This window comes from Pseudomonas sp. EGD-AK9, assembly GCF_000465935.2.
In the GTDB taxonomy this organism is placed as follows: Bacteria; Pseudomonadota; Gammaproteobacteria; order Pseudomonadales; family Pseudomonadaceae; genus Aquipseudomonas.
Map to the genome: position 1 here is coordinate 16219 of NZ_AVOF01000351.1, position 11595 is coordinate 27813.

10 protein-coding genes and 2 tRNA genes are annotated in these 11595 nt (G+C 63.4%); 1 reads left to right on the top strand and 11 read right to left on the bottom strand.

Features of this window, described 5'->3' with window-relative positions:
• Positions 1 to 107: 107 nt before the first annotated feature.
• The 11 genes from infB to rlmE all read right to left on the bottom strand — a co-directional run bounded on the left by infB (position 108) and on the right by rlmE (position 11190).
• Positions 108 to 2594 (bottom strand): translation initiation factor IF-2, encoded by a 2487-nt coding sequence (gene infB, locus N878_RS15915; RefSeq protein WP_021444601.1) that lies wholly within the window; start codon positions 2592 to 2594, stop codon positions 108 to 110.
• A 27-nt stretch (positions 2595 to 2621) separates the two neighbouring features.
• Positions 2622 to 4103, bottom strand: a complete 1482-nt coding sequence (nusA, locus tag N878_RS15920; RefSeq protein ID WP_031303271.1) for a transcription termination factor NusA — start codon at positions 4101 to 4103, stop codon at positions 2622 to 2624.
• A 112-nt stretch (positions 4104 to 4215) separates the two neighbouring features.
• The gene (gene rimP, locus N878_RS15925; protein ID WP_021444603.1) at positions 4216 to 4674 is read right to left on the bottom strand and encodes a ribosome maturation factor RimP; all 459 of its coding nucleotides are present in this window, start codon (positions 4672 to 4674) and stop codon (positions 4216 to 4218) included.
• A gap of 129 nt (positions 4675 to 4803) precedes the next feature.
• Positions 4804 to 4880 (bottom strand) — tRNA-Met (locus N878_RS15930).
• A 95-nt stretch (positions 4881 to 4975) separates the two neighbouring features.
• Positions 4976 to 5061: transfer RNA gene (locus N878_RS15935), tRNA-Leu, on the bottom strand.
• A 7-nt stretch (positions 5062 to 5068) separates the two neighbouring features.
• Entirely contained in the window at positions 5069 to 5446 is a 378-nt protein-coding gene (gene secG, locus N878_RS15940) for a preprotein translocase subunit SecG (RefSeq protein ID WP_021444604.1), read from the bottom strand.
• A 3-nt stretch (positions 5447 to 5449) separates the two neighbouring features.
• Positions 5450 to 6205 carry a triose-phosphate isomerase gene (tpiA, locus tag N878_RS15945; RefSeq protein WP_021444605.1) on the bottom strand — a complete coding sequence of 252 codons (756 nt, stop codon included), beginning with the start codon at positions 6203 to 6205 and terminating at the stop codon, positions 5450 to 5452.
• A 65-nt stretch (positions 6206 to 6270) separates the two neighbouring features.
• Entirely contained in the window at positions 6271 to 7608 is a 1338-nt protein-coding gene (glmM, locus tag N878_RS15950) for a phosphoglucosamine mutase (protein WP_021444606.1), read from the bottom strand.
• Positions 7609 to 7621: 13 nt separating this feature from the next.
• Positions 7622 to 8473 (bottom strand): dihydropteroate synthase, encoded by an 852-nt coding sequence (folP, locus tag N878_RS15955; RefSeq protein WP_031303272.1) that lies wholly within the window; start codon positions 8471 to 8473, stop codon positions 7622 to 7624.
• Positions 8474 to 8479: 6 nt separating this feature from the next.
• Complete coding sequence (ftsH, locus tag N878_RS15960; protein WP_021444608.1) at positions 8480 to 10393, bottom strand: ATP-dependent zinc metalloprotease FtsH; 1914 nt, start codon at positions 10391 to 10393, stop codon at positions 8480 to 8482.
• Between the two features lie 173 nt (positions 10394 to 10566).
• Positions 10567 to 11190, bottom strand: a complete 624-nt coding sequence (gene rlmE / locus N878_RS15965) for a 23S rRNA (uridine(2552)-2'-O)-methyltransferase RlmE (protein ID WP_021444609.1) — start codon at positions 11188 to 11190, stop codon at positions 10567 to 10569.
• A 91-nt stretch (positions 11191 to 11281) separates the two neighbouring features.
• On the opposite strand from rlmE, the gene yhbY reads away from it, so the two are divergent.
• Positions 11282 to 11593: a ribosome assembly RNA-binding protein YhbY gene (gene yhbY / locus N878_RS15970; RefSeq protein WP_031303274.1), complete on the top strand. Its 312-nt coding sequence runs from the start codon at positions 11282 to 11284 to the stop codon at positions 11591 to 11593.
• Positions 11594 to 11595 lie beyond the last annotated feature (2 nt).

The following is an 11595-nucleotide window of genomic DNA, read 5'->3' on the forward strand; positions in this document are numbered from 1 at the left end:
TACTTACCTTTCCTTCGCCCGCCGCCTGTTCGGCGTCGGGCTCAAAAGCGGCAAACGCCCGGCCGCGCTTGAGCGGGGCCGGGCGTTGCGTTATCGCGCCGGGTTGCTTACAGGCTGCGCGCCACCTGGACCTTCTCGAACACTTCGATCTTGTCGCCGACCTTGACGTCGTTGTAACTCTTCACGCCGATACCGCATTCCATGCCGGCCCGCACTTCGGACATGTCGTCCTTGAAGCGGCGCAGGGACTCCAGTTCGCCTTCGAAGATCACTACGTCCTCGCGCAGTACGCGGATGGGACGGTTGCGGTACACGGTACCCTCGATGACCATACAGCCGGCCACGGCGCCGAACTTCGGCGAACGGAACACGTCACGCACCTCGGCGATGCCCAGGATGTTCTCCCGCACGTCGCTGCCGAGCATACCGGTGAGCGCCTTCTTGACGTCCTCGATGATGTCGTAAATGACGTTGTAGTAGCGCATGTCCAGGCCTTCGGCCTCGACGATCTTGCGCGCACCGGCATCGGCACGGACGTTGAAGCCGAACAGCACGGCGTTGGAGGCCAGCGCCAGGTTGGCATCGGACTCGGTGATACCACCGACGCCGCCACCGACCACGCGCACCTGCACTTCGTCGTTGCCCAGGGTGCTGAGCGAGCCTTGCAGGGCTTCCAGAGAGCCACGCACATCGGCCTTGAGCACGATGTTGAGGGTCTTCTTCTCTTCCTGGCCCATGTTCTCGAAGATGTTTTCCAGCTTGCCGGCATGCGCACGAGCCAGCTTGACCTCGCGGAACTTGCCCTGACGGAACAGCGCAACTTCGCGGGCCTTCTTCTCGTCGGCCACCACCATCATCTCGTCACCGGCATCCGGCGTGCCGTCCAGGCCGAGAATCTCGACCGGAATCGACGGACCGGCTTCCTTGATCGACTTGCCGTTCTCGTCGAGCATGGCACGCACGCGGCCGTAGTTGACGCCGACCAGAACCATGTCGCCCTGACGCAGGGTACCGTCCTGAACCAGCACGGTGGCCACCGGGCCGCGGCCCTTGTCCAGGCGCGATTCGACCACCACACCACGGCCCGGGGCCGACGGCGTGGCTTTCAGCTCGAGCACTTCAGCCTGCAGCAATACGGCTTCGAGCAGTTCGTCGATACCGGTACCCATCTTGGCCGAAACATGTACGAACGGCGCGTCGCCGCCCCACTCTTCCGGGATCACATCCAGCGCGGCCAGGCCGTTCTTGATGTTGTCCGGGTTGGCATCGGGCTTGTCGATCTTGTTCACCGCGACCACGATCGGCACGCCAGCCGCTTTCGCGTGCTGCACCGCTTCCTGGGTCTGCGGCATCACGCCGTCGTCCGCCGCCACCACCAGGATGACGATGTCGGTGGCCTTGGCACCGCGGGCACGCATCTGGGTAAACGCAGCGTGGCCCGGGGTGTCGAGGAAGGTCACCATGCCGCGGTCGGTTTCCACGTGGTAGGCGCCGATGTGCTGGGTGATGCCACCCGCCTCACCGGAGGCCACCTTGGCACGACGGATATAGTCGAGCAGGGAGGTCTTGCCGTGGTCGACGTGACCCATGACGGTCACCACCGGCGCGCGCTGGAAGGCCTCGCCCTCGAACTTCAGCGACTCGGCCAGCTGCTCTTCCAGGGCGTTGTCGCTGACCAGCTTAACCTTGTGGCCGAATTCCTCGGCGATCAACTGGGCGGTTTCCTGATCCAGCACCTGGTTGATGGTCACCGGAGTGCCCATCTTGAACATGAACTTGACGATTTCCGCGCCTTTGATGGCCATCTGCTGGGCCAGGTCGGAAACGGTAATGGTCTCGCCAATCGATACGTCGCGCACAATAGGACCTGTCGGGCTCTGGAAGCCATGCTGGTTGCGCTTCTTCATCTTGGCCTTGCCACGGCCACCGCGACGGAAGCCGTCGCTCTCTTCGTCGACGCTGCGCGGAGCGACGCGCGGAGCCGGCGCCTTCTCCTTGACGGTCGGGCGATGCTGGGTGTGCTTGCGATCGCGGCGCTCGTCGTCATCGCTGCGCGTCTTCTCGGGACGGCGCACCTCATCCTTCTTGCGCTCGGCCTCGACCACGGGAGCAGCCACTACCGGCTCGCTGATCGGCGCGGCAACCGCGGCAACGCCATCAACCGCCGCCGGAGCGGCAGCCGTCTGGCGCTTGGCCTCTTCCTCGGCCTTGCGCTTGGCTGCTTCCTCGGCCTTCAGGCGCTCGGCCTCGGCTTCGGCGCGCTGGGCTTCCAGCTCGCGCTGCTTCTCGGCTTCCAGCTCTTCCGGGCTGCGCTTGACGAAGGTCTTCTTCTTGCGCACTTCCACACTGATGGTCTTGCTGCCAGCCACCCGCAGGGTGCTGGTGGTCTTGCGCTGCAAGGTGATCTTGCGCGGCTCTTCGACCTTGTCGCCGTGACTGCTCTTGAGATGGGCCAACAGGGCCTGCTTCTCGCTATCGGTCACTACTTGTTCGGCGCTGTCGTGGGACAGCCCGGCTTCACGCATCTGCTGCAGCAGGCGCTCCACCGGTGTGTCGACCACTTGGGCCAGTTCTTTCACCGTGACTTGCGTCATGCATCTTTCTCCTCAGGCCGCAACCGCTTATTCGAACCAGTGGGCTCGAGCGGCCATGATCAGCTTGCCGGCACGTTCTTCGTCGATGCCGTCGATGTCGAGCAGGTCGTCGATCGACTGCTCGGCCAGGTCTTCACGGGTAATCACGCCGCGCAGCGCCAGCTCCAGAGCCAGCGCCTTGTCCATGCCTTCCAGTTCCAGCAGATCATCCGCCGGATGGGCATCGGCCAACTTCTCCTCGTTGGCGATCGCCTTGGTCAGCAGACGATCCTTGGCCCGTGCACGCAGCTCATTGACGATGTCCTCGTCAAAGCCATCGATGCTGAGCATTTCTTCCATGGGTACGTAGGCAATCTCTTCGAGACTGGTGAAACCCTCTTCGACCAGGACTTGGGCCAGCTCTTCGTCGACTTCCAGCTCGTCGATGAAGGACTGCATGATGTCGCCGGTTTCCGCCTGCTGCTTGGCCTGGATGTCCGCCTCGGTCATCACGTTCAGCGTCCAGCCGGTCAGCTGGCTGGCCAGGCGCACGTTCTGGCCGCCGCGGCCGATGGCCTGAGCCAGGTTGTCCTCGGCGACGGCGATGTCCATGGCATGGGCATCTTCGTCGACGATGATCGCCGCCACTTCGGCCGGCGACATGGCGTTGATCACGAACTGCGCCGGGTTGTCGTCCCACAGCACGATGTCCACTCGCTCGCCGCCCAGCTCACCGGAAACCGCCTGCACGCGCGAACCGCGCATGCCGATGCAGGCGCCCTGCGGGTCGATGCGCTTGTCCTTGGAGCGCACGGCGATCTTGGCGCGCGAACCCGGGTCACGGGAGGCGGCCTTGACGTCGATCAGCCCTTCGGCGATTTCCGGTACTTCGATGCGGAACAGCTCGATCAGCATTTCCGGCGCGGTACGCGACAGGATCAGCTGCGGGCCGCGGTTCTCGGTGCGGATTTCCTTGAGCAGGGCGCGCAGACGCACGCCGACGCGGAAGGTCTCGCGCGGGATGATGTCTTCGCGGGCCAGCAGCGCCTCGGCATTGTTGCCCAGGTCGACGATGACGTTGTCGCGGGTGACCTTCTTCACGGTGCCGGAGATGATCTCGCCCAGGCGCTCGCGGTAGGCGTCGACCACCTGCGCACGCTCGGCCTCGCGCACCTTCTGCACGATGACCTGCTTGGCGGTCTGCGCGGCGATGCGGCCGAACTCGATGGACTCGACCTTCTCCTCCAGCACGTCGCCGATCTTGGCGCCGGCTTCCATCGCCTGCGGCATGTCTTCGGTCAGCTGGTAGGCCGGGTCTTCGAATTCGGACTCGTCGACCACGGTCCAGCGCCGGAAGGTCTCGTAGCTGCCGTTCTGCCGGTTGATCGTCACACGCAGATCGACTTCGTCTTCAAAACGTTTCTTGGTTGCGGTCGCCAGAGCCAACTCCAGCGCCTCGAAAATTACGCTAGCCGGCACACCCTTTTCGTTGGATACCGACTCAACAACTAGCAGTACTTCTTTGCTCATCGTACGCCTCGCCTTTCGCAATCCATTGGATCTGCACCATCCGCGCTACTTGCGCCATGTGCGCTACTTGCGCCATTCGCGCTAGCCGCAGAGCTCTCGCGGGATCCGCGTCTCAATCAAACCGGGGGATAATGTTGGCCTTGTCGATCAGGTCGACCGGCAACAGGTACTCGTGGTCATCCACCTGCACTACCACGTCCTGTTCCTCCACACCGCGGAGGAGGCCTTGAAAGTTGCGCCGCCCGTCGAAAGGCGAACGCAGCTTGATCTTCACTTGCTCGCCAGCGTGAGCGGCGAACTGCTCCAGGGTGAACAACGGCCGGTCCATGCCGGGCGAAGACACTTCCAGGGTGTACTCCGAGGTAATGGGATCCTCGACGTCCAGCACACCGCTGAGCTGACGGCTGACGATCTCGCAATCTTCGATCAGGATGCCGCCTTCCTTGTCGATATAGACACGCAGCAGCGAATGACGCCCCTGCGACAGGAACTCGATGCCCCAACACTGGTAACCGAGTGCTTCGATTACCGGGGCCAACAAGGCCTGCAACTGTTCTAGCTTGCTCGACACTTAACGGCCCTCGCGCATGCTGTGCAAATAAAAAATGGGCGAAACGCCCATCCCTTCGAACCGCCTGAAATGCCGGCGGACACTGTCTTTCAGCTAACAAAAAGCCCCTGAAAAGGGGCCTGCTGAAACTGGTTGCGGGGGCTGGATTTGAACCAACGACCTTCGGGTTATGAGCCCGACGAGCTACCAGACTGCTCCACCCCGCGTCAAAGCTGGGCCGGAATTATACGGCTGCCCCCCTCGAGGGTCAACCGAGACTCCAGCAACAAGAAAGCCCGCGAACTGCGGGCTTTCTTGAGTATGGTACCGAGGAGGGGACTCGAACCCCTACAGCCTATGGCCACTACCACCTCAAGGTAGCGTGTCTACCAATTCCACCACCTCGGCAAAACTGTTACTGCTCGGGAGCCTCCGGCACATCCGACGAATCGGCTGCGGGCGCTTGCTCTTCGAGCACCGGCACATCTTCTGCTGCCGGCTTTTGTTGAACTTCCAGAACCGCTGGATCTGGCAGACCAACCTGGGTCATTGCATCAGCTTTTTCTTTAGCAAAGAACGCTAAGCCCAAGCTAGTAATGAAAAAACCGGTGGCGAGTATAGCAGTAAACTTACTCAGAAAGGTAGAGGAACCTTGGCTTCCGAATACGGTTGCCGAAGCCCCCGAACCGAACGATGCACCAGCATCGGCACCCTTGCCCTGCTGCAATAGCACCAGCACCACTACACCGATCGCACCCAGCAGGTGCAGAACCACAATGACTGTTTCCAGCATTCTTCAGTTTCCTGCAGCGCGACAGATCGCACCGAATTCATCCGCATTCAGAGAGGCTCCACCCACAAGCCCCCCATCGATATCCTGCATGCCGAACAACTCGGCTGCACTGGCGGCCTTCACACTGCCGCCATAAAGAATTCTCAGACCGCTCGCCACCTCGGCATCCGCCTGCGCAACCTGGGCGCGGATCGCCGCGTGCACTTGCTGGGCCTGCTCGGGCGTAGCGGTAAGCCCGGTACCTATGGCCCAAACCGGCTCGTAAGCCACCACCGCCTTTGCCAGCGACTCGACACCCAGAGCGTCGATCACGGCAGCCAACTGAGCACCCACCACATCCAGCGTCGCACCGGCCTCGCGCTGCTCGCGCGTCTCGCCGAGACAAAGCACCGGCACCAGCCCCGCGACCTGCGCCGCGGCGAACTTGCGAATCACCGCTTCGTCGCTCTCGCCCAGGATCAGGCGCCGCTCGGAGTGGCCAACCAACACCAGCTCGCATCCGGCATCGACCAACTGACTCGTCGCCAGCTCACCGGTCAAGGCGCCCTGCTCCGCCTGTACTGCACAATTCTGCGCACCCACTTTCACAGCGCCAGCGGCCAGACCGGCCACGACCTGGGCTATATGCAAGCTGCCAGGGAATACCGCGACTTCGACCTCAGCCGGAAACTCCAGCTGGCGAAGCTCTTCGATCAGCTCTGCGACGCTGGCGCGGGTACCGTGCATTTTCCAGTTACCGGCGACCAAGGGGCGACGCATGTTTTACCTCGTCGATCAAAGAGGGCGCAGATGTTACCCAAGAGCACCCTCGGTAGCAAGCTCAATCAAGCACAGACTTCGGCAACAATCTTAGCCAATTCATCGGCATAGCCGCGCACCAAGCCTTCCTCGTCGCCCTCGACCATCACCCGCACCAACGGCTCGGTTCCCGACTTGCGCAGCAGCACCCGGCCGCGACCGGCCATGCGCTCGGTCACCCGATTGCAGGCTTCCTGCACCGACGGGTGCGCGAGCGGATCGACATCGCCGCCCAGGCGCACATTGACCAGCACCTGCGGGCACTTCTTCAGCCCACCGCGCGCCTCGGCCAGGCTTTGCTCGCGACGCTTGAGCGCCATCAGCACCTGCAGCGCGGCGATGATCGCGTCGCCGGTGGTGGTGTGCTGGAAGCACACCAGGTGCCCGGAATTCTCCCCCCCCAGCTGCCAGTTGCGCGCCAGCAGCTCGGCGATCACGTAGCGATCGCCGACCTTGGCCCGCACGAAGGGGATGTTCAGTTCGGCCAGGGCCAGCTCCAGGCCCAAGTTGCTCATCAGCGTGCCGACCACGCCGCCGCGCAGACGACCGCGTTCCTGCAGATCGCGGGCGATGATGAACAACAGCTCGTCGCCGTCGACCACCGCGCCGTGCTGATCGACCATCAACACCCGGTCGGCGTCGCCGTCGAAGGCGATGCCCAGATCGGCCTGCTGCGCGACCACTTCGGCCTGCAGGGCGGCGATATGGGTCGAGCCGCAAGCGTCGTTGATGTTCAGCCCGTCGGGCTGCGCCGCCATCACCCGCACCTCGGCGCCCAGTTCGCGGAACACGCTGGGGGCGACCTTGTAGGCGGCGCCGTGGGCGCAGTCGACGACGATCTTCAGCCCCTTGAAGCTGGTGCCGCTGGGGACGCTACCCTTGCAGAACTCGATGTAGCGCCCCGAGGCATCGTTGATCCGCGAGGCCTTGCCGATGCCGGCAGACTCCACCACGGTCATCGGCTGATCGAGCAGCTCCTCGATCATCAGCTCCACATCGTCAGGCAGCTTGGTGCCCTCGCGGGAGAAGAACTTGATGCCGTTGTCGTCGTGCGGATTGTGCGAGGCGCTGATGACGATGCCGGCATCGGCCTGGAAGGTACGCGTCAGGTAGGCGATGGCCGGCGTCGGCATCGGCCCGAGCAACTGCACGTCGGCACCGGCAGCGGCCAGACCGGCCTCCAGGGCGGATTCGAACATGTAGCCGGAAATTCGCGTGTCCTTGCCGATCAGGATGCGGCACTTACCCTGCTTGCGGAAGGCCATGCCCGCCGCCCAGCCGAGCTTGAGCATGAAATCCGGAGTGATGGGGAATTGCCCGACGCGGCCACGAATGCCGTCGGTGCCGAAGTATTTTCTAGCCATACCGCTTTCCTTGTTAGTGCGCCGCTTCCACCGCGGCGATCATCCGCACCACGTCCACCGTTTCGGCGACGTCGTGCACACGCAAAATATGGGCGCCCTTGGTCAGCGCCAGGGCCGCCAGCGCCAGGCTGCCATACAGGCGCTCGCCCACCTCGTGACCGAGCACCTTGCCGATCATGCTCTTGCGCGACACGCCAACCAGCAGCGGGCGGCCGAGGACGGAGAGCTCGCCCATTCGCTTGAACAGGGCCAGATTGTGCTCCAGGGTCTTGGCGAAACCAAAGCCCGGATCGAGCACGATCCGCTCGGCGGGAATACCGGCCGTCGCGCAGGCTGCCATGCGCTCTTCGAGAAAGTCGCGCACCTCGACCAGGATATCCGGGTACTGCGGGTCGTCCTGCATATTGCCGGGCTCGCCGCGCATATGCATCAGGCACACCGGCAGGCCGCTGTCGGCGGCGGCATCCAGCGCGCCATCGCGCTGCAGCGAGCGCACGTCGTTGATCAACCCGGCACCGAGTCGCGCCGTTTCGCGCATCACCGCCGGGGTCGAGGTGTCGACCGAGATGATCACGTCCAGCTCACGGGCGATGGCCTCGACCACCGGCGCCACGCGCTCCAGCTCCTCGGTCGGCGAAACCACGCGCGCGCCAGGACGCGTCGACTCACCACCGACGTCGATCAGCGTCGCCCCTGCCGCGGCCATGGCCGCGGCATGGCGCAGCGCGGCGTCGCGCGCAGTGAAGCGGCCGCCATCGGAGAAGGAATCGGGGGTGACATTGAGGATGCCCATCACCTGCGGACGGGACAAATCAAGAAGCCGGCTGCCACAGGGCAGCCGGCTTGGGTATTGCGCGAGGGACATAGGCGATCAGTGCTCTGCCGCCGGCCCGCCGATGGGCTTCTCGGGACGATCGACCTCGTCGACCTTGGCCTGCGGCGCACCGGAGTCGCCGCCGCCATCCCAACCGCGCGGCTCACGCGGCTCGCGGCCATTCATGATGTCGTCGATCTGATCGGCGTCGATGGTTTCGTACTTCATCAGCGCCTCGGCCATGGCGTCGAGCTTGTCGCGGTTCTCCACCAGCAGCTTCTTGGCGGTGGCGTAGCACTCGTCGATGATGCGCCGCACTTCCTCGTCGATCAACTTGGCGGTTTCGCCGGACACATTGCTGTGCTGGCTGCCCATGCTGCGACCGAGGAACACCTCGCCCTCTTCCTCGGCATACATCAGCGGACCGAGTTTCTCGGACAGGCCCCACTTGGTCACCATATTCTTGGCCAGCTGGGTGGCGCGCATGATGTCGTTGGAGGCGCCGGTGGTGACACCGTCGAAGCCCAGGGTCATTTCCTCGGCGATACGGCCGCCGAACAGCGAGCAGATCTGGCTGATCAGCGCGCGCTTGGACAGGCTGTAGCGATCCTCCTCCGGCAGGAACATGGTCACGCCCAGGGCGCGACCGCGCGGAATGATCGACACCTTGTAGACCGGGTCGTGCTCGGGCACCAGACGCCCGACGATGGCGTGACCGGCCTCGTGGAACGCAGTGTTGAGCTTCTCCTTGTCGGACATGACCATGGTCTTGCGCTCGGCGCCCATCATGATCTTGTCCTTGGCCAGCTCGAACTCCTTCATTTCCACCACGCGCTTGCCGGCGCGGGCGGCGAACAGCGAGGCCTCGTTGACCAGGTTGGCCAGGTCGGCGCCGGAGAAGCCCGGGGTGCCGCGGGCGATCACCGCCGGCTGCACGTCGTCGCTCATCGGCACCTTGCGCATATGCACCTTCAGAATCTGCTCGCGGCCGCGGATGTCCGGCAGGCCGACCACCACCTGGCGGTCGAAACGACCGGGGCGCAGCAGTGCCGGGTCGAGCACGTCGGGACGGTTGGTGGCGGCGATGACGATGATGCCGTCATTCATTTCGAAGCCGTCCATCTCCACCAGCAGCTGGTTGAGGGTCTGCTCGCGCTCGTCGTGCCCGCCGCCCATGCCGGCGCCGCGATGGCGACCGACGGCGTCAATTTCGTCGATGAAGATGATGCACGGCGCGTGCTTCTTGGCCTGATCGAACATGTCACGTACGCGGGAAGCGCCGACACCGACGAACATCTCGACGAAATCGGAGCCGGAGATGGTGAAGAACGGCACTTTTGCTTCGCCGGCCACGGCCTTGGCCAACAGCGTCTTACCGGTACCTGGCGAGCCGACCATCAGCACGCCACGCGGGATACGTCCGCCCAGGCGCTGGAACTTGCCCGGGTCGCGGAGGAACTCCACCAGCTCGCTAACCTCTTCCTTGGCCTCGTCGCAACCGGCGACGTCAGCGAAGGTGGTCTTGACCTGGTCTTCGGAGAGCAGGCGCGCCTTGGACTTGCCGAAACTCATCGGCCCGCCCTTGCCGCCAGCGCCCCCCTGCATCTGGCGCATGAAGAACATGAACACGGCGATGATCACCAGAATCGGGAAGCTGGCCACCAGCAACTGGGTCCAGATGCTCTGCTGCTCGGGCTGCTTGCCCTCGATGACCACGTTGTTATCGATCAGGTCGCCGATCAGGCCGCCGTCCTGGATCGCCGGACGAATGGTCTTGAAGCCTTCGCCGTCGGTGCGCTTGCCGGTGATCACGAAACCGTCGACGGTGACGCGCTCGACGCGCCCCTCCTTGACCTGCTCGATGAACTGCGAGTAGCTCAGGGTCTGTGGCTCGCTCGGGCTGGAGAAGTTGTTCATCACGGTGACCAATACGGCCGCAATGATCAGCCACAGGATCAGGTTCTTTGCCATGTCGTTCAATTAGCTACCCTCTGAAGCAGGCCTCGTGGCGAAGCAGGCTTCCCATGACGACCAGTGATATACCGACCTAACTTACACCAAACGCCCGCATCTGGCAGGCACCGTCTGTAACCCTTTATTAGGTCTCTAACATTAAGACCCGCTCCGGGCGCGCCGGTTTCACCCTAGACCCCGCGAAATCCGCGGGCCAGCAGGTACTGCTCGCGGGAGCGATCGCGCGAAGACAGCGGCTTGCGCATCTGCACCTTGTCGAACGTCTCGCGCACCTGCTTGTGGTAGGCGTCGAAACCTTCGCCCTGGAAAATCTTGATCAGAAAATCGCCGCCCGGACGCAGCACGCGTCCAGCCAGATCCAGCGCCAGCTCGCACAGGTACATGGCGCGCGCCTGATCGGCGGTTCTCACCCCACTCATATTGGGGGCCATGTCGGAAATCACAAGGTCCACCGGGTTTTCCCCGATGGCTTCGAGAATCCGCGCGAACACCGCATCGTCGGTGAAGTCGCCCTGGATAAAGGCAACGTCGGGAATGGCGTCCATCTCCAGGATATCGGAGGCGATCAGCCGACCTTTGTCGCCGATCACCCGACTGGTCACCTGCGACCAGCCGCCCGGTGCGGCGCCCAGGTCGACCACGGTCATGCCCGGGCGCAGGATGCGGTCCTTGTCCTGGATCTCCAGCAGCTTGTAGCTGGCGCGCGAACGATAGCCGTCCTTCTGCGCCATCTTCACGTAGGGATCATCGAAATGTTCTTTCAGCCAACGCTGGCTGGTCTTGGAACGGGCCACGCAAAACCTCGGATTTAACGGGTCATGAATAACCGCGCCGGCTCGGGTAAGATAGGCGCCGTTTTTCCAGACCGAACTTAGGGGTCAGATTATGCCGCTCACTCAAGAGCAGAAGAAACAGTTCAAATCTATCGGCCACCACCTGAAACCTGTATTGATCGTGGCCGACAACGGTTTGACCGAAGGCGTGCTGGCCGAATTGGAGCGCGCCCTGAACGATCATGAACTGATCAAGGTGCAGCTGCGCGTCGCCGAGCGCGAAGACCGCCTGGCCGCCATCGAGGCGCTGTGCCAGAGCGGCCGGGCCGAACTGGTGCAGGTGATCGGCAAGATGGCCCTGCTCTATCGCAAGAACCCCAAGCCGAACCGCAACCTGTCCAACGTGATTCGTCACCAGGGCTGAGC